At 28.8% G+C, this 17,373-nt stretch carries 20 protein-coding genes; 3 read left to right on the top strand and 17 right to left on the bottom strand.

Annotated features, from left to right (window positions below):
• Window positions 1-2: 2 nt before the first annotated feature.
• Window positions 3-821 carry a mechanosensitive ion channel family protein gene (locus ACKU3H_RS10380; protein WP_320033783.1) on the bottom strand — a complete coding sequence of 273 codons (819 nt, stop codon included), beginning with the start codon at window positions 819-821 and terminating at the stop codon, window positions 3-5.
• Between the two features lie 9 nt (window positions 822-830).
• Window positions 831-3,026: an endonuclease MutS2 gene (locus tag ACKU3H_RS10375; protein ID WP_320033782.1), complete on the bottom strand. Its 2,196-nt coding sequence runs from the start codon at window positions 3,024-3,026 to the stop codon at window positions 831-833.
• Between the two features lie 210 nt (window positions 3,027-3,236).
• Here ACKU3H_RS10375 and ACKU3H_RS10370 point away from each other — a divergent pair, with 210 nt between their 5' ends.
• The 3 genes from ACKU3H_RS10370 to ACKU3H_RS10360 all read left to right on the top strand — a co-directional run bounded on the left by ACKU3H_RS10370 (window position 3,237) and on the right by ACKU3H_RS10360 (window position 5,975).
• Window positions 3,237-3,641, top strand: a complete 405-nt coding sequence (locus ACKU3H_RS10370) for a PAS domain-containing protein (RefSeq protein ID WP_320033781.1) — start codon at window positions 3,237-3,239, stop codon at window positions 3,639-3,641.
• Window positions 3,628-4,932 (top strand): methyl-accepting chemotaxis protein, encoded by a 1,305-nt coding sequence (locus tag ACKU3H_RS10365; protein WP_320033780.1) that lies wholly within the window; start codon window positions 3,628-3,630, stop codon window positions 4,930-4,932. The genes ACKU3H_RS10370 and ACKU3H_RS10365 overlap by 14 nt, the downstream gene beginning before the upstream one ends.
• A 68-nt stretch (window positions 4,933-5,000) precedes the next feature.
• Window positions 5,001-5,975, top strand: coding sequence for an aldolase catalytic domain-containing protein (locus ACKU3H_RS10360; protein WP_320033779.1), 975 nt, complete (start codon window positions 5,001-5,003; stop codon window positions 5,973-5,975).
• A 12-nt stretch (window positions 5,976-5,987) separates the two neighbouring features.
• Here the strand turns inward: ACKU3H_RS10360 and yedF are convergent, their stop codons facing one another.
• The 15 genes from yedF to fdh3B form a co-directional block, all read right to left on the bottom strand.
• Window positions 5,988-6,329, bottom strand: a complete 342-nt coding sequence (yedF, locus tag ACKU3H_RS10355; RefSeq protein ID WP_320033778.1) for a sulfurtransferase-like selenium metabolism protein YedF — start codon at window positions 6,327-6,329, stop codon at window positions 5,988-5,990.
• Between the two features lie 10 nt (window positions 6,330-6,339).
• Window positions 6,340-6,531 carry a sodium-dependent tyrosine transporter gene (locus ACKU3H_RS10350; protein ID WP_320033777.1) on the bottom strand — a complete coding sequence of 64 codons (192 nt, stop codon included), beginning with the start codon at window positions 6,529-6,531 and terminating at the stop codon, window positions 6,340-6,342.
• 70 nt (window positions 6,532-6,601) lie between these two features.
• Window positions 6,602-7,624 carry an energy-coupling factor ABC transporter ATP-binding protein gene (locus tag ACKU3H_RS10345; protein ID WP_320033776.1) on the bottom strand — a complete coding sequence of 341 codons (1,023 nt, stop codon included), beginning with the start codon at window positions 7,622-7,624 and terminating at the stop codon, window positions 6,602-6,604.
• Window positions 7,624-8,319: an ABC transporter permease gene (locus tag ACKU3H_RS10340; RefSeq protein WP_320033775.1), complete on the bottom strand. Its 696-nt coding sequence runs from the start codon at window positions 8,317-8,319 to the stop codon at window positions 7,624-7,626. Before ACKU3H_RS10340 ends, ACKU3H_RS10345 begins: the two co-directional genes overlap by 1 nt.
• A 15-nt stretch (window positions 8,320-8,334) precedes the next feature.
• Window positions 8,335-9,150 (bottom strand): substrate-binding domain-containing protein, encoded by an 816-nt coding sequence (locus ACKU3H_RS10335; protein ID WP_320033774.1) that lies wholly within the window; start codon window positions 9,148-9,150, stop codon window positions 8,335-8,337.
• 108 nt (window positions 9,151-9,258) lie between these two features.
• Window positions 9,259-10,029, bottom strand: a complete 771-nt coding sequence (locus tag ACKU3H_RS10330; protein ID WP_320033773.1) for an ABC transporter permease — start codon at window positions 10,027-10,029, stop codon at window positions 9,259-9,261.
• On the bottom strand, window positions 10,026-11,012 hold the full coding sequence (locus ACKU3H_RS10325) for an ATP-binding cassette domain-containing protein (protein ID WP_320033772.1): 987 nt from the start codon (window positions 11,010-11,012) through the stop codon (window positions 10,026-10,028). Before ACKU3H_RS10325 ends, ACKU3H_RS10330 begins: the two co-directional genes overlap by 4 nt.
• Window positions 11,012-11,971, bottom strand: coding sequence for a tungstate ABC transporter substrate-binding protein WtpA (wtpA, locus tag ACKU3H_RS10320; RefSeq protein ID WP_320033771.1), 960 nt, complete (start codon window positions 11,969-11,971; stop codon window positions 11,012-11,014). The genes ACKU3H_RS10325 and wtpA overlap by 1 nt, the downstream gene beginning before the upstream one ends.
• Before the next feature lie 21 nt (window positions 11,972-11,992).
• The gene (locus ACKU3H_RS10315; protein ID WP_320033770.1) at window positions 11,993-13,225 is read right to left on the bottom strand and encodes a molybdopterin molybdotransferase MoeA; all 1,233 of its coding nucleotides are present in this window, start codon (window positions 13,223-13,225) and stop codon (window positions 11,993-11,995) included.
• Window positions 13,218-14,192, bottom strand: a complete 975-nt coding sequence (locus ACKU3H_RS10310; RefSeq protein ID WP_320033769.1) for a cysteine desulfurase — start codon at window positions 14,190-14,192, stop codon at window positions 13,218-13,220. Before ACKU3H_RS10310 ends, ACKU3H_RS10315 begins: the two co-directional genes overlap by 8 nt.
• Window positions 14,185-14,562 carry a LysR family transcriptional regulator gene (locus ACKU3H_RS10305; RefSeq protein WP_320033768.1) on the bottom strand — a complete coding sequence of 126 codons (378 nt, stop codon included), beginning with the start codon at window positions 14,560-14,562 and terminating at the stop codon, window positions 14,185-14,187. Before ACKU3H_RS10305 ends, ACKU3H_RS10310 begins: the two co-directional genes overlap by 8 nt.
• Window positions 14,534-14,965: a ModE family transcriptional regulator gene (locus ACKU3H_RS10300; protein ID WP_320033767.1), complete on the bottom strand. Its 432-nt coding sequence runs from the start codon at window positions 14,963-14,965 to the stop codon at window positions 14,534-14,536. The genes ACKU3H_RS10305 and ACKU3H_RS10300 overlap by 29 nt, the downstream gene beginning before the upstream one ends.
• Window positions 14,966-14,968: 3 nt before the next feature.
• Window positions 14,969-15,790 carry a formate dehydrogenase accessory sulfurtransferase FdhD gene (gene fdhD / locus ACKU3H_RS10295; RefSeq protein WP_320033766.1) on the bottom strand — a complete coding sequence of 274 codons (822 nt, stop codon included), beginning with the start codon at window positions 15,788-15,790 and terminating at the stop codon, window positions 14,969-14,971.
• Between the two features lie 51 nt (window positions 15,791-15,841).
• Window positions 15,842-16,741, bottom strand: coding sequence for a formate dehydrogenase subunit gamma (locus ACKU3H_RS10290; RefSeq protein WP_320033765.1), 900 nt, complete (start codon window positions 16,739-16,741; stop codon window positions 15,842-15,844).
• A gap of 8 nt (window positions 16,742-16,749) precedes the next feature.
• Window positions 16,750-17,364: a formate dehydrogenase FDH3 subunit beta gene (gene fdh3B, locus ACKU3H_RS10285; RefSeq protein WP_320033764.1), complete on the bottom strand. Its 615-nt coding sequence runs from the start codon at window positions 17,362-17,364 to the stop codon at window positions 16,750-16,752.
• Between the last annotated feature and the right edge of the window lie 9 nt (window positions 17,365-17,373).

Here is a 17,373-nt window from a genome sequence, read left to right as displayed (position 1 = left end):
TTTTAATCTTTTTTAATTAGGTTATATGTAGGGAATGGTATATTTATATTATTCTGTTTAAAAGCATCATAAATTGCCATATTCACTTTATATTGTGTTTCAAAAAAAAGTTTTGTAGGAGCCCAATACCTAACTTCTATATTTATAGAAAAATCTGCAAACTCTTTTATACCCATTTGTGCTTTTGGTTCTTGTGAGATTTCATCAAACTCTTTTAAAACATTTGAAATAACATCTATAGCAAGCTTAGGATCACTATGGTAATCTATACCAAATACAGTTTCTACAACCCTATTTTCAAAAGAATTAACTAAAACTTCACCAATAATATGTTTATTTGGTATTGTGATAATTTCCCCATCTTCTGTAGATAAAATAGTATATGCAAGTCTTATCTCTTCAACTACTCCACTTACACCTTCTACACTAATTGTATTTCCAACTATAAAAGGTCTTCCAATAATAATAGAAAGACCTGCTCCATAATTTGATAAAGTACCTTGTAGAGCTAAACCAGCTCCAAGTGATGCTGCACCAATACCTGCTATAAATGGAGTAAGAGTGATTCCTAGTTTTCCAACTGCTATAATTGTAACACCAATAATCAAACCAAATTTAACAGTATTTACTATAAATTTTGTTAGGGTTACATCTAATTCATTTCTTTTACAAAGTGCATCCACTGCACTAGCAATTTTATTAGCTAAAAACCAACCAATTATAAATACTATTATTGCACCAATAATTTGAAAACTATAATTAACAAAAAACTCAATAATAATGTCATAAAACTTTTGTAAATTTTGTAACTCTTGTTCCATTTTAGGCCTTTACAGTTGAATTACCTTTGCACCAAAACCACCTTGACTTGGATGAGCATCAGTGTATCTTTTGATTTTTGGATGTTTATCTAAAAACTGTTTTACAGCAAATGATAGTTTTCCAGTACCAATTCCATGATAAACTAAAACTTCATCAAAACCTGCTATTAATGCATCTGAAATAAATTTATCTAAATTTTCAATTGCTTCATCAGCTCTTTGGCCATGAAGATCTAATTTTACATGTCCAGTACTAGGTTTTTGAACAGTTACTGATGATTTTTGTTTTGGTTTAGGTATATTTCCACTTCTTTTTAAATCAGATAATAATACTTGCATTTTCATACCAGCATCATTTTCTATAAATGCTTTTTTACCCTTTATAGAAACAATCTCACCTTTTGAACTTCTGTATTTTACTCTATCCCCTACTTTTAAATCTTGCTCTATCTCTTGTACTTTTTGTGTTTTTATTGATTTTGCTTTTTCATGGGCGATATTTAGGTGTTGATGACCTTCGGCAATTTTTGCTTTAATAGCTTTTTTTGCTTCATTTCTTGCATCTTTGTACTCTTTATGAAGTTTAGATTTTTCTTCAAAAATCAATTCATCTAAAGACTCTTTTTGCTCTTTTATATTTCTATTTAGTCTTTCATATTCTGAAATTTCATGTTCAAGTTTTTCAATCTTTTTCTTATATTCAATCTCTAAAGCACTACTTCTTTCAATAAGTTCATTTAGTTTATCTTTATCTTCACCATAAACAACTTTAGCTTTTTTAATTACATTATGTGGAATACCATATCTACTTGCAGTTTCAAAAGCATAAGATTTACCAATAGTTCCTTGTAAAAAATCATATGTTGGTTTTTGGTTTTCTTCATCATAAAGTGCTGCTATTAACTCTACATCATCATTTGCTGCCATTAAAGAAGCCAATCTTTTGTGGTGAGTTGTTATGATGATTTTAATATCTTTTTGTATCAACTCTTCAATAATAACCTTAAATAATGAAGCTGCTTCATCAGAATCTGTTCCTAACTCAATCTCATCAACACCAACAATAGCACTTTTTGAAGAGAAAAGTTTAGAAAACTCAACCATACGTCCAGCAAAGGTTGAAATATCATTTTTAACACTTTGAGGGTCATCTAATACAGCTGTAATCTCTTTAAATGTACCAACTTCAGTATTTTTATTTGCATAATATGGAAGTAAGTATTTTGATAAAAGGGTTGCTGATAAAATAGATTTTAGCATCATAGTTTTACCACCTGCATTTACCCCTGTAATCATAACAACTGATTTAGAAAAATCAATTGTTATTGCTTTTGGATCATGTAATGCCGGATGCCTAAACTCTACAAGTTTATTTTTACCTTTTTTGTTTGGTAAAATAAAGTTCTTATCACCAATTTTAGCGAAAAACAATCTTGCTTGATAATGGTCAAACCTGTCAAACTCTTTATTTATAAATTTTAAAAACATTAAATTCTTTTCAAATAAAGAACTAACCTCTTTACAAACTTTTAATAAAATCTCTTCTTGCTTATTTATCAAATCACTTTGTTTTTGTTTTAAAGCACTAACACTATGAGGCACAACATAAAAGAATCCAGAGTTTGATCTGTTTATTACTGTTGCTTTTAGAATATGATTAAAACCACCTCTAACTAATATACACTCTTCTTGATTTATATAATGAACTTGTGAATCAACTAAATAACTTCTTAGTTTTGTTGAGTTTATGATTTTATATAAACTTTGTTTTATCTCTTGCTTATTTCTGTAGATTGCTTCACCAATAGCATCATAATCTTCGTTTATACCAGACTTCAAGTTTGATTTTTCATCAAAATAGTTACATATATTTAAAACTTCTGCTGGAATAATAATTCTATCAATCCATTCAGCAAGTTTTCCTTCAAAGTTAAATTTTTTTAAATAATTGAAATAATCAATAATCTTTATAAACTCATATATCTCATATATTTTAAGAACACCTTGTTTTTGTATATGTAATAAAGCATTATCTAAATTTGCTACTTTAGGTGGTTCTTTTAAATCAAAGTTTGATAACTCATTAATAAGTCTAAAATGAAGGTTTATATCACCTTCCATAATTATAGATTTTTCTCTAGCTAATAGTTTAGAAAAAGAATCTATATAATCTAATAAATCTAATTTTTTAAATATCTCTTGCATATAGATATTATATCTTAGAAATGATTAATATGTAACTAAATAAAAAATAACTATGTATTATAATAAATATTAATATTTTATATAATTATAGAGTTAAACTTAAATTATAATAAAAATAATCATATTAAAATTATTTTGTAACCATAATAATATTTTTTTAAGATATATTTCCAGCCTTAAAAATTATTTTCACAATAAAAAAGGTTTAAATTGAGCAAAGAAATATTATTAGATAAGAAAACAATGATTGTTTCAGAAACTAATAAAAAAGGAATAATCATCTACGCAAATGAAGATTTTTGTAAAATCTCTGGATATACAAAAGATGAACTAATAGGAAATCCACATAACATGGTAAGACATAATGATATGCCTAAAGAGGCATTTAAAGATTTATGGAGCACAGTAGAAAAAAACATGACTTGGAACGGTATAGTAAAAAATAAAACAAAAGATGGAGACTACTATTGGGTAAATGCTACAGTGTTTTCTTCAGAAGATGGATTGGGCAATAAAAGATATATCTCTGTTAGGGTAAGACCTACAGATGAAGAAAAGCTATTAGCACAAAACTTATATAATAAACTTCTTAAGGCAGAAAATGTTTTCAATTAAAAATAATGATCAAGATTCACTTTTAGAAGCCTTAGACAAAATAGAGATGTATATAAACGATGATTTAAATAAAATTAACGAACAAAATAATACTTGTAGAAAAAAAAATTATTTGTTAATGAACAAGATATTAAAAATTTCTGAACTTATTCAAGCTAAACAAAATGAAGACTTATTAATTTATGGTGAAATAATGCTTTGTACAGAAAAACTTTCAGATGGTTTTACAGAAGATAGAATAACAAAAACAACATCAAATAACAAATTAAACTATATAGCAAAATCAATTAACACAATGTCTGAAAAACTGCAAAAATCTTTACAAGTAGTAGATGAAAGATTAGAAGAGTATGCAAATCAAAACTTTTTAAACTCAATAGATGAAAATATGTTTAGAGGTGGTGATTTAAAAAAACTGACTTTAGGTATTAACTCACTAAAAGAAGAGATTACAGAGCAACTTAAAACAACTTATAGAACTAGTCTTGTTTTACAAAAAGAATCTGCAAGATTACTAGAAAACTCTACACAACTTTCAACATCAACTACTCAACAAGTTGCGTCATTGGAAGAGGTATCTGCTACTTCTGAAGAGATTAGTAATTCAACTTCAAGTAATACAGAATTAGTAATAAAAATGTCAAATTATGCCCATACTGTAAAAGAATCTATTGCAAAAGGGATGGATTTAGCTTCACAAACAGTAAAATCAATAGATGATATAAATGAATCCACTAAAGCAGTACAAGATGCCATAAGTATAATAGATCAAATTGCATTTCAAACAAACATTTTGTCATTAAATGCAGCAGTTGAAGCTGCAACAGCAGGTGAAGCAGGTAAAGGATTTTCTATTGTTGCACAAGAAGTAAGAAATTTAGCCAACAAAAGTGCACAAGCAGCAAAAGATATAAAAGTTTTAGTTGAAAACTCATCTCAAAAAGCTCATATGGGTAAAAATGCAGCAGCTGGAATGATAAATGAATACAATAATTTAAACACAAATATAAATGAAACAGATAAATTAATAACTCAAGTTGTAGAAGTTTCAAAAGAACAAAAAGATGAAATTATGTTAATTAGCAGCACTCTTTCTCAAATAGATTCGTTGACTCAAAAAAATGCCTCAATAGCAGATGATGTAAAAAATATATCAATGCAAATGAATAATATAGCAAATAAAAATGTTGACTTAATATCTAAATCTCAATTTGAAGGAAAAGAAACTCTTAAAATAAGAGATAATCCCAATAACACTAACTATCATGGAAAAGAAAAAAGAAGAGGTTAAATTATATTAATCTCAAATTTTATCCTTTTTTGATATTATTAAAAAACAAAATTAAACTAGGGAAGAAGATGTTAGAAAAAAAGGGTTCAATATTTACAGTAAGAGAAGACTTAAAAGTTTTCGACTGTACTATTAGAGACGGGGGTCTTGTTAATAATTACCACTTTAGCGATGAGTTTGTAAAAGCACAATATGAGATGTGTGTTGCTGCTGGAATTGATTATATGGAGATTGGGAAAAATGTTTCTCCAACTGTTATGAGTGAAGATGAATATGGTTGTTGGAATTTTTGTAAAGAAACAGATTTAAGAAGAATAGTTGGAGACAATGATACTGATTTAAAAATTGCTGTTATGGCTGATGTTGGAAGAACAATAAAAGAAGAGATTCCTCCTAGAAGTGAAAGTGTAGTTGATATGATTAGAGTTGCTACATATATTCATCAGTTACCTGAAGCACTTGAACTAATTGAAGATTTTCATGCAAAAGGTTATGAAACTACATGTAATATAATGGCTATTTCAAAATCTTTTGATGATGAATTAGACCAAGTATTAGCACAAGTTGAACAATCAAATGTTGATGTAATTTATATAGCAGATAGTTTTGGTTCATTTTATCCAGAGCAAATCAATAAATTAACAGAAAAATATCTTTCTTTTGCTGATAAATCAGGGAAAAAAGTTGGAATCCATGCACACAATAATCTACAACTGGCATATGCAAATACACTTGAAGCTATGATTTATGGTACAAGTTATTTAGATGTAACAGTATCAGGTTTAGGTAGAGGTGCAGGAAACTGTCCTATGGAACTTTTAGTTGGATTTCTTAAAAATCCAAAATATAAATTAACACCTGTATTAAAATTTATAGAAGAATATATTACTCCTCTTGAAAAAGAGCTTGATTGGGGATATTCAGTTCCTTATATGATTACAGGAAAATTAAATGAACACCCAAGACCAGCTATGAAAGCTAGAGATACAGGTGACACAAAATATGTTAATTTTTATAATAAATTAACAGAAGAGTATAGTTAAAAACTATACTCTCTAAAAACTTACAACCTCTTCATTTAAAAGAGTGTTTACAGTATCAATTGCATTTCCAGGAATACCAACTTTTAATTCATCTCTTAAATTATAGTAATCTAAACAAGTACCACAAGATAAAATCTGTACACCTTTTTGTTCAAGTATTTTTAAACTGTTTAATACTTCATTTTCATCATCTGCAGTTGTTAATAAAACTGCACTATTTACACAAATAATTTTTTCTGGTAGATTTTCTTGTTCTGTCATAGCTTTTAAAAAACCATTAATCAAAATTGAACCTAATTCACCCTCACCTATCTTATCTGATTTTAAAAAAACTGTTTTTTTATTTTTTGACATAACAATACTTTTATTTTATTTTTGAAATTAAATCTTCTAGCCAACTCTCAGCTTCTTCGATAGTTTTAAATCTTTTAGATTTAGCAACTTGGTCTTGACCTTCATAAAATCTTACTCTAATTCCATCTTCAACATGGTCAATTTTTGTTCTAGTAATTTTTGCCATATTAAGATAAACTCTTTCATTTAACTTTACAAACATATGTTCCCCTTTTAGGTTAAATTATTTTTACAATTGTACAGTTTTTTAAATAAATAACTAGTATAAAAAACTAAATCCATTTTATATTTTCTGTATCAATATTAACAAATATATCATCTCCAGGAAGAAATCTTTGTTCTTGCATCAATTCTCTTGTTACTCTACAATTAAAACTTATATCAGAAATATTAAGTTGTACTAGAAGATGTTCTTTTGAATTTTGTTGTTGTATTGAAGTTACAATCGCTTTTAAACTAGTGTTGTTTACCATATCTTCACAATTAACTCTACAAATATCAATATTATCTGAATCAATCATTGCAACAGAATCTCTTTTTTTAGATTTGCTATTTAAGATTTCTAATTTTTGTCCATCAGTAAAATATTTTACAAGATTACCTTCATCATTTTTATCCCAAGGTGCAAATAATAAATTTACACTTCCACTATCAATCAAATGTCCTTGAAATAGCGCAATCTTTTTATCACAAATATGATTTAACCAGTTATGATCATGGCTAGATATTAAAATAGTTGTATTCCATTTTTGTTTTGCACCAAGAATTGCTTCTTTTATAAGTTGGGCAGAGTTTGTATCAACTCCTGTTGTAGGCTCATCTAAAATCAATACTTTTGGTTTTAGTATTAATCTTGCAGCTAAAGCAACTCTTTGAGCTTCTCCACCTGAAAGCTGGCTCCATTTTCTTTTTAAAAAAGATTTATCTAATCCAACTAATGCCAAAGCCTCATTTACTTTGTCTTCTAAATTATTTTGCTCATTTCTAATTTTTAGACCATAAACAATATTATCAAAAACTGTTCTTTTTAATAAATATGGATTTTGAGGAACCATAACGATACTTTGCCTAATATCATGGCTAATATTTTTTTCATCTAAACCATTAAATAATATCTGCCCATTTGATTGTTTTTGCATAAAAGACAATAAAGAAAATAGTGTAGATTTACCACTTCCATTTGGACCAAAGAAACCTATGATTTGATTATCTTCCAATATAAGTTTATCAATACTTAGTACTTTTCTTCCATCATAATACTGTTGTACATTATTTAATTCATATAAAATACTCATTATTGATTCCATTTTCTTCTAAGTATTGATAAAGATATATTTATCATAAGTGCAATTGTAATTAAAACTAATCCTAAAGCAATTCCAGTAACAAATTCCCCTTTCCCTGTTTCAAGGGCAATTGCTGTTGTAATTGTTCTAGTATGATATTTGATATTTCCTCCAACCATCATTGAAATACCAATCTCTGTCATAATTCTTCCATAAGCAGTCATTGCTGCTGTCATAAGACCAAATCTTGCTTCAATTAAAGTTGCTGTTAATATTTGTTTTGAGCTTGCTCCTAAACCTTTTAAAGATATATAAAGTCTTTTATCTACTGATTCAACTTGTGTTGCTGTTAATGCAATAATAATAGGCAAACCTAAAACAATCTGACCTATTATTATTGCTTTTTGGGTAAAAAGTAAACCAAAACTACCAAAAGGTCCAACTTGCGATAACATTGTATAAGCTATTAGCCCAATTACAACAGTGGGCAATGCTAACAATGTATCTACTATAGTTCTTATTATAGATTTTCCAGGGAAATTATAATATCCCAGAAAAAATCCTAAAGGAAGCCCTATTAATAAACTAATTAACAATGACCAAGATGAAACTACAAGAGTTGTAGAAATAGCTGAATAAACACTATCATCACCTGATGCAAGTAATTTTATCGCTTCATTGAAACCATCGGTAAATAGATTCATACTTTTTTATATCCCTTATTTATCTGCGTTTGGAATAAATAATGCTTTATCTAATAATCTAAAATCAGCAATAAATTTTTGAGTCTCAGGACTTACAATCCAGTTTGTAAATTTTGTTGCTAATTCAGGTTTAACATTTGAACATTTTTCTTTATTGATTGTAATAACTGAGTATTGATTAAATAAAGATTTATCACCTTCAACTACAATTTTCATAGTATTCTCATCACCTTTTTGTGATTGGTATTTAATCCAAGTTCCTCTATCTGTCATAGTATAACCATCTTTTTCTGCTGCCATATTAATTGTTCTTAACATACCTTGACCAGTTTGAACATACCAAGCATCTTTTTCTGGAGCTTTTTCAATTGCACTTTTCCATAAAGAGATCTCTTTTTTGTTAGTTCCTGAGTTATCACCTCTTGAGAAGAAGTTAGCTTCTTTTTCTCCAATTTGTTTTAATGCTGCACTTGGAGTCATACCAGCTACACTTGCAGGATCTTTTTTAGGTCCAACAATAACAAAATCATTATACATAACTTGTTTTCTGTTTACACCATAACCAGTTCCTACAAACTTTTTCTCACTTGCTGGAGCGTGTACAAAAAGGATATCAACATCACAATTTCCACCCATTTTTAGTGCTTTTCCTGTTCCTGTTGCAACCCATTTTAAAGTTGTTCCAGTATCTTTTTGAAATTTTGGTGCTAAATAATCTAAAAGACCAGTGTTGTCTGTACTTGTTGTAGTTGCCATCATTAAATCATCTGCAAAAATACTTGATGCTAATACAGCACTTAATCCTAATGTTACTAATGTTTTTTTAATCATTTTTTTCTCCTAAATAAAATTATTTTTATACTTTAATAATTGCCAAAAGGCAACACCTTAACTATACTACTATACTTTCTAAATTATTTTCTCCTTTACAAAATATATTTATTTTAATTTTCCTGTAATAAATCTAACTATTAAAAATACAACTACAGAAAATGCTATTATTACAGCTGCAACTGGTGCTGAAAAGCTTAATCCATAAGAGTTAAATCTATCAAAAATAAGAACAGGTGTAGTCATTGGATGATAAACTAAAATAACAACCGCTCCAAACTCACCAAGTCCCCTACTCCACATCATTAAAGCACCATTTATAATGTCCTTTTTAGCATTTGGAATAGTTATTCTAAAAAATACAGATATTGGATTAGCTCCCAATGTTCTAGCTACTTTTTCTAACTTAACATCAACCTTTCTAAAGCCATCTTTTGCTGAATTAATTAAAAAAGGTGCAGATAAAAACATCATCGCTATCATAATTCCATATTCTGTTCCTACAAACTCAATACCAAAAAATTTAAAAAAATCTCCTAGCAAAGTATCATTAAATGTAGTTAACAAAGCAATACCAGCAGCAGTATGTGGAATCATAATAGGAATATCAACTAAAGCTTCTATAAAGCTTCTTCCATAAAAATCATATCTAGCTATTAAATATGCCAAAGGTAAACCAGTAAATAATACAAAAATCATTGCCCAAGCTGATACTTTCATAGTAAGCCAAATTGAATCTAAAACTTCCGCATCTTTTATAGTTTCCAAAAGCTTTTCACTTCCAACTCCCAAAAACATTTTTAAAATAGGAACACTTAGGAAAAAAACAATAATAAAACCTAATACAATCAAAGTTACATTAAACGATTTACTTCTCATATAAAACTTATATCCTTTTTATTGAATCCTATTTTAATTATTTTGCCACTATTTGAGTAGCAACCTTCATAATCTCTTTTTAAAATCTTTATAAAAAATTGATGACCAAGAACATTTACAAAAAGTTTATAATGATCAACAACTCCCATACACTCTTCAATTTCAGCATCAAATACATATTCAGTATTTAAATCTTTATCTTTTGAAACCAAAATTGTATTTGGATCTATACTGAAAAATCTTTTTTTCATTTCAGAATCAAGTATTGTTGTAGGAAAAATATTTTTAAACCCTAAAAATTTTGCAACATCTATATTATCAGGATGATTTAAAACATCTTCAGCATTACCTATTTGCTGAACTTTACCATCCATAATAATTGCAATTTTGTCTGCAAGATATGAAGCTTCTCTAAAATTATGAGTAACATGAATAGTTGTCAAATCATATCTTTTATGCATATCTTTCAAACTTTTCATAATAGAGTTTCTAAAAGTTGGATCAATAGCACTTAAAGGCTCATCTAGAAGTAAAATTTTTGGTCTAGAATATAAGGCCCTAGCTATTGCAACTCTTTGCTTTTCTCCACCACTTAAATCTCTTGTTTCTCTACTTAAAAGGTGTCCAAGTTTTAGAAAATCTACAATATCTTCAAAAAGCTCTTTTTCATTCTCTATTGTTTTATATTTTGATGAAAACTTTATATTTTTTTCTACATTCAAATTAGGAAATAATGCAAAATCTTGATATACAAAACCAATATCTCTTTTCTCTGATGCTAGATTTGATATCTCTTCATTTTTATATTTTATACTCCCTTCACAATCATTAAGTCCAGCAATAGTTTCTAAAAGTCTTGTTTTCCCACTACCACTTTGACCTAAAAGTACAAAATATTCATTTTTCTCTATGTTTAAATTTATATTATCAAGCAAAAAGTCATCGACTCTGCTTGATAAGTTTTCAATATTTAAATAACCCATTATTTACCAATAATTGATGCGTCACCAGTAATAATAGCAGGTGAAATTACACCTTGACCATTTTTCTTCATAATCTCTTGCCCTTCAGGAGATAACACAAAGTTTACGAATTTAACTGCACCATCTTTTGTTGTTGGAGATTTTTTATTTTCTGCAACAGTAATACCATAAACCATTGCTCCACCAGTTTTAGTTATAAATTGACCTGGTTTTTTACCATCAATTTTAAAACTAGCCGTTTTATAAAAAGCTGCATTTTCATTGTCTTTTAAAGATACTGCTTTTGGTAAAGTAATATATTTTAAACCATGTTGCTCAGCAACTGATTTGTAGATATATAGATAATCATAAGCTTTAGCTTCAATAAGTCCTAAAAGGTCAGTCTCTTTTGGTCTTACTATTACTTTATCTTTGTTTTCTTCACCAACTTTATATGATTCACCATATCCAAATAGCTTTTCATAGAAACCTGGCATTTTGTAGTAATCTTCTGCTAACTTAGTAACTAAAACAGATCTATATCCACAAGGATCCATATTTGGGTTTGAGTGACCAACTTTTACACCATCTCTTAGGAAAATTTCTGGCCAATTTTTTTCATTTATTTCATCTGCAAATTTTGAGTGTGGAGTGTAAGCAATAGCCATCTCATTTGTTGCAAATTGCGCATTAAATTTTGCATCTTTTGGGATTAATAAGTTATCAATTACTTTATAATCAGCACTAGCCATAACATCTGCAGCTCTTCCAATTTCTGAGATTTTTCTTGCTGCTGCTCTTGAACCTGAAGCTTCTCTTTGTACATCATATTCTGGATATTTTGTTTCAAATGCTTTTTCAATAGCTGCAAAAGGAACTGATAAAGAACCTGCATGAAATACTACAACTTTTTCTTTTGCTAATAAACTTGATGCAACAACTGCACTTAAACCTAATGTTACTAATGTCTTTTTAAACATAAATCTTCTCCTAAAATAAAATTAATTAAATATATTTGTTTGCTCTTCCAAATAAGAACAATTAAATTTAATCACAACAACCATTTCATCTTCATTTGTTTCAAATCTTTCTGGATTAGTGACAACAATACAATTACTCTCGTCTAAAACAGTAATCATTCCTGAACCATATTTATTGTTTCTTGTAACTTTAAATTCTCCTTTATCACAAGATCCAAGAACTACATTCACTCGTCCTTGTTTAGTATTAAACTTTTGCTTATTAACAGCAAGTGTAATATCATGATAGATATTTCTAGCTCCTTGAATTTTATTTAAAACAGGAAGTGCAAATAGATGCATATTTACCATTGCTGTTAAAGGATTACCCGGTAAACACATTACAAAGGTATTATTCATTTTTCCCATCATAATAGGTCGCCCTGGTTTTATGTTTACTCCATGGAAAATAGTTTCTAAACCATTTTCTAAAAAAGCTCGTCCTACAAAATCTGCATCTCCCATAGATATACCACCAGTTGTAATCACAACATCATATGATGATAAATTTTTAACAAAAGTAATTGATTCTTCCAAATTATCAGGAACTACACCTGTATAAGTAGCATCAAAACCTTTTTCATTTAACAAAGAGATTAAAGCATATGAGTTACAATTATAAATCTCATCTTCACTTGCAAATTCCCAAGGTTCTTTTAATTCATTTCCTGTAGACACAACTGCAATTGAAAGTTTTTTGTATACTTTGATTTTAGTTATACCTTGACTTGCCAATACTGCAATCTTACTTGAAGTTACTTGTTCACCCTTTTTAAATAAGATTTCATCAAGTGCTTTCTCTTCACCTTTTACTCTTAGGCATGAACCTTTTTTAACTTCTTTTTTGATTGTTACTTCATCATTTTCAAAAGATACAACATCTTCAATAGGAATAATAGTATCTGCGTCACTTGGAACTTTTGCCCCAGTCATAATCTTATAACACTCATTTTCTTCTAAACAAGACTCTACACTATCTCCTGCAAAAATCACTTTTTTTACTTTTAAAGTTTTACCTGCATCACTTGCTTTTATGGCAAAACCATCCATTGCTGAATTATTAAAAGATGGCAAGTTTTTTACACATACAATATCATTTGAAATTATTCTCTCTAAAGAATCTTCAATGTTGACTATTTCAGTAAAATATGTAGAATTAGCATATTTTAATGCCTTTGAAAGAGCAATATCAAAATCTAAATATTGTTTAATCATTTAACATCCTTATTTGTCTATATTTTTTTGAAATCATTTTTACTATTTTTTCTATTTCATCTTCATCTAAATCTTGGAAAAAGCTAAGAGATAAAGCCCATCTTGATTCAGATTCTTCATAACCCATCTCTTGGATTATTCTTGAAGGTTTTGATAAACCTAAAGAGCACCCTTCCCCATTTGTAACAAATATATTACTTAAAGCCAAAGTTCTTATAATCTCCCTTGCTTTAATATTTTTTAATCCAAAATGCAAAGTATAAGGTAAAGTTTTATCTGAATCTACAAAGAAGTGTATATCTTCTTTAAACTCATTTACTAATAAGGTTTTAAATTTCTCTTTTAACTTTATATTTGGAGAAAATCTTTTTATTGCTTTATTTATTTCAAATATTGAAACTGTATCAATTTGAGCTAAATATTGTTCCTCAAATAAATCATTGTGAAGTAATATTGAAGAAAAACTATATCCTGTAAGTTTATAAGAATCTAAAATTGCCACATCACAATCTCTAAAAGATGGCATCGCACTAATATTTGATATAACTACGGCATCAGTTCTCTCTTTTACTATATTAAAATCAATATTTACATAAGTATCAATAATATAAGGAGAGATAAATATATAATCGGCTTTTTTAATCTCTTCATAATCAAGTGTTCCATCTTTTTTAATAGATATAAACTCTAAATCAAAACCAAGATTTTTGTATCTTATTGCTGCATCAATAATAGCTTGACTCTCACCTTTTGATACTAAGATTTTTCCTTTTAACTTTAACATTAAAGCTAAAATACCATCATCACTAAATCTAAATGAATATAAAGAGCTAAAGTCAAACTCTTTTTTTAATAAGCTTATCTCTTCTTCTACTAAATCATTGTTTTTTAGTGTTTCTAAAGCATTATTAGCCAAAAAAGATATATCTTCAACTTTTGGATATTGAATATAGTTTAATTTATACATTTTCATTATCTTTCACACATTGAATAATATCTTCATCTTTTTCTTTAAAAAGTTCTTCAAATTTTTGTTCAGAAAACTCTCTTACTTCTTTTCTAAACTTCTTAAAGTTTTCTACAAGCTCTTTAGCTTTTGGTGTTAATACAGTTCCACCGCTACTTCTACCTTTGTTTACTATTACTAATTCATCATCAATGTATTCTTGTAATATTTTAATATGTGTCCAAGCTTTTTTGTAGTTCATCCCAACTTTTTTTGATGCTTCTGAAATAGATCCTGTTTCATCTATAAACTCTAAAATCTGTGCTTTTCCTCCACCAAAGATAAGATTACCTTCTGAGTCTTCAATCCAAATTTTTATTTTCGATTTCACGTTTCCCCTTTCTTTCTCTAAAACATCCAAGTTGACAATGTGTTACTTCAATATCACTGTTTTTAACAGTGTTACCTACTCTTCTTAAACTACTCTCTTGGGCTATATACCAAAGAGTTCTGCAAGAAACATCTTTGTCTTGAGTAAAGTTTTGTTTAATTTTACTATAAATTGCTGTTTCAGGATCTTGAAATTTTATCTTTCCAAAAACACCCAATTCACAATTTGTAATTTTTACTCCAATACTTTTACAAGCATCTGACATATCAATTGGTTTTAAACCAATAAGTCTAGATACTTTAAAAGCTTTTAAACAAGAAAGTTTTCCGTCATTGTCAAGATTAGTTAAAATCAACTCTTTTTGAGTTTCATCTAATTCAATCTTCTTTTGCATTTTTCCCATTTTTTATCCTATAACTCTTCCTGAATGAGTATAGATATTCATCTTTTTTCCCCTTGCAAAACCTATTAATGTAAGGCCATGCTTATGAGCTGTTGTTACACCTAAATGAGTTGGTGCTGTTCTTGAAACTACAATAGGTACTTTATGCATCACAGCTTTAACTACCATTTCAGAACTAAGTCTTCCACTTACAAAAAGAACTGATTTTGTAGTATCAAGATTATTTAATTTACATTTTCCAACAACTTTATCAATTGCATTGTGTCTACCTATATCTTCTGCTGTAACTGTTGTTCCATCTTCTAAATATATCATTGCTTTGTGAACACAACCAGTTAAAGTATAAAGTTCACTCTCTTGATAAAATTTTTTAACTTCCGTACTAATAGTATCCGGACTAACCACAAATCTAGTTTGGTTAAATGGTACTTCTACTTGACCTGCAATATTACCAGTCACTCCACCACCACAACCACTTACTAATGTTTTTTCTTTATATAGGTTTGTTAAAGAGTCTTCATCAACTGCTGCTTTAATATCAACTCTTAAACCATCATCACTAATATTAACTTCTTCTACATCATCCATAGAAGAGATTACATTTTCGCTCATCAAAAATCCAATTGCATGAGCCTTTTGGTCAATAGGTATACACATCATAGAGATTGCTTTCTCTCCATTTAGAAAAACATTCAATCTTGCTTCTTCAATTGTAATATCTTCCACTTCATTGATGTCTTCACCATTTACTTTATCTATTATAATCTTCTTTAAATAGGTCCTATTATCCATTTTCTCTCTTCTTCTAATATGTAAATATTGCATATTTTAGCAACTTAAAAAAACAGTCTCCTTAAAAGGGGAGACTATTTTAAATTATATTTTCTTTTCTTCTTTTAATTTTTTATAATATGTACTATGAAGAATTTCAACTTCTTCTTCCTCTTTATACCCGTTAATCATAGAATGAATTGCACCTTTAATTGCAAACATTGACATATAAACGTGTGTAAAGAATAATGCTGCTACAGCCATCCCCATAACATTATGAACAATTGCACTTCCTCTTAATAAGTCAATTTGTGAGATTCCCCATTGAACAATAATATCAATTTTGAAATCTTGGAAATACATAACTGCACCAGTTAAAATCATTAAAATCCCACCGAATGTACATAACCAAAACCACATTTTTTGTCCTGCATTAAATTTTCCGGCAGGAATTGGTTTTTTTACTTTGCTTAAATATCCACCCATTATCATCATCCATTTGATGTCATCAGTTGTTGGTAACATCTCTTTGAACCACATTAATAGCATTGGAATAACTGCAATAGCAAAAAATGGAGTTGAAATAGCGTGTAATTCTTTACAAACTCTTACAAATTCTCCACCACCAAATGTTGTACCAAATATCATAACAAAACCAGTTGGTATCAACACTAAAAATGAGAATCCAGCTATCCAGTGGATTAATCTGTGAAATAGATTAAACACCTTAATTTTCTTTCTATCATGAGAGAAAACTTTTGGCCCGATAACTAAATAGTGTAATAAGAAAACTCCTGGAACACCAAATAAAATAGCTAGGAATGCAATAGAAAAATATTTACCTTGTAAAACAGTAAACCATTTACCAAGTTGTAAAGTTCCTTCTTGATCATATCCTAAAATATTTGGTACCAAATCTTTACCCCAGATTGCACTATCTGCATTAGCCCCAAAGGCTAACGCTGATAATGTTACTAGTGCAAGAATTATATATTTTGTTTTCATATCAACCCCTACATTTTTGAACCGTATGCTGTCGACCATCCATAAGGATTCGTTTTTGGTCCGTGACCAGCAGATAATACTCTTTGTCTATAAATATTAGCTACTTCTGTTGCGTCACCTACCAATAATGCTTTTGTTGAACACATAGCTGAACATACAGGAACTTTTCCTTCAGAGATTCTATTTTGACCATATAATTCTCTTTCATGTTCACTATTTGTTTCAAGTGGTCCACCAGCACACATTGTACATTTGTCCATAGCTCCTTTTGTACCAAAAGCTCCATCTTGTGGAAATTGAGGTGCTCCAAAAGGACAAGCATATAAACAATAAGCACAACCGATGCATTTTTCTTTGTCATGAAGTACGATTCCATCTTGTCTCACATAGAAACAATCAACTGGACATACTTGTTCACAAGGTGCATCAGTACAGTGCATACAAGCAATTGACAATGAATACTCTAATCCTTCGATTCCCTCATTCAAAGTAATTACTTTTCTTCTATTAATCCCTGCTGGAAGTTCATGTGCTTCAGCACAAGCTACTGAACATCCATCGCAAGAGATACATCTATTTTCATCACAATAAAATTTTAATCTAGCATTTTCTACATTACTCATCTCTTACTC

This window comes from Halarcobacter sp. (assembly GCF_963675975.1).
Classification (GTDB): Bacteria; Campylobacterota; Campylobacteria; order Campylobacterales; family Arcobacteraceae; genus Halarcobacter.
The sequence above is the reverse complement of the archived record's forward strand: the minus strand, read 5'-3'. Positions and strand labels throughout refer to the sequence as shown.

What these genes read in the sequence shown, in the direction of transcription:
- ACKU3H_RS10380 (WP_320033783.1), bottom strand. Translation starts at nt 821, where the DNA reads ATGGAACAAGAGTTACAAAATTTACAAAAGTTTTATGACATTATTATT.
- ACKU3H_RS10375 (WP_320033782.1), bottom strand. Translation starts at nt 3,026, where the DNA reads ATGCAAGAGATATTTAAAAAATTAGATTTATTAGATTATATAGATTCT.
- ACKU3H_RS10365 (WP_320033780.1), top strand. Translation starts at nt 3,628, where the DNA reads ATGTTTTCAATTAAAAATAATGATCAAGATTCACTTTTAGAAGCCTTA.
- ACKU3H_RS10360 (WP_320033779.1), top strand. Translation starts at nt 5,001, where the DNA reads ATGTTAGAAAAAAAGGGTTCAATATTTACAGTAAGAGAAGACTTAAAA.
- yedF (WP_320033778.1), bottom strand. Translation starts at nt 6,329, where the DNA reads ATGTCAAAAAATAAAAAAACAGTTTTTTTAAAATCAGATAAGATAGGT.
- ACKU3H_RS10350 (WP_320033777.1), bottom strand. Translation starts at nt 6,531, where the DNA reads ATGTTTGTAAAGTTAAATGAAAGAGTTTATCTTAATATGGCAAAAATT.
- ACKU3H_RS10345 (WP_320033776.1), bottom strand. Translation starts at nt 7,624, where the DNA reads ATGAGTATTTTATATGAATTAAATAATGTACAACAGTATTATGATGGA.
- ACKU3H_RS10340 (WP_320033775.1), bottom strand. Translation starts at nt 8,319, where the DNA reads ATGAATCTATTTACCGATGGTTTCAATGAAGCGATAAAATTACTTGCA.
- ACKU3H_RS10335 (WP_320033774.1), bottom strand. Translation starts at nt 9,150, where the DNA reads ATGATTAAAAAAACATTAGTAACATTAGGATTAAGTGCTGTATTAGCA.
- ACKU3H_RS10330 (WP_320033773.1), bottom strand. Translation starts at nt 10,029, where the DNA reads ATGAGAAGTAAATCGTTTAATGTAACTTTGATTGTATTAGGTTTTATT.
- ACKU3H_RS10325 (WP_320033772.1), bottom strand. Translation starts at nt 11,012, where the DNA reads ATGGGTTATTTAAATATTGAAAACTTATCAAGCAGAGTCGATGACTTT.
- wtpA (WP_320033771.1), bottom strand. Translation starts at nt 11,971, where the DNA reads ATGTTTAAAAAGACATTAGTAACATTAGGTTTAAGTGCAGTTGTTGCA.
- ACKU3H_RS10315 (WP_320033770.1), bottom strand. Translation starts at nt 13,225, where the DNA reads ATGATTAAACAATATTTAGATTTTGATATTGCTCTTTCAAAGGCATTA.
- ACKU3H_RS10310 (WP_320033769.1), bottom strand. Translation starts at nt 14,192, where the DNA reads ATGTATAAATTAAACTATATTCAATATCCAAAAGTTGAAGATATATCT.
- ACKU3H_RS10300 (WP_320033767.1), bottom strand. Translation starts at nt 14,965, where the DNA reads ATGGGAAAAATGCAAAAGAAGATTGAATTAGATGAAACTCAAAAAGAG.
- fdhD (WP_320033766.1), bottom strand. Translation starts at nt 15,790, where the DNA reads ATGCAATATTTACATATTAGAAGAAGAGAGAAAATGGATAATAGGACC.
- ACKU3H_RS10290 (WP_320033765.1), bottom strand. Translation starts at nt 16,741, where the DNA reads ATGAAAACAAAATATATAATTCTTGCACTAGTAACATTATCAGCGTTA.
- fdh3B (WP_320033764.1), bottom strand. Translation starts at nt 17,364, where the DNA reads ATGAGTAATGTAGAAAATGCTAGATTAAAATTTTATTGTGATGAAAAT.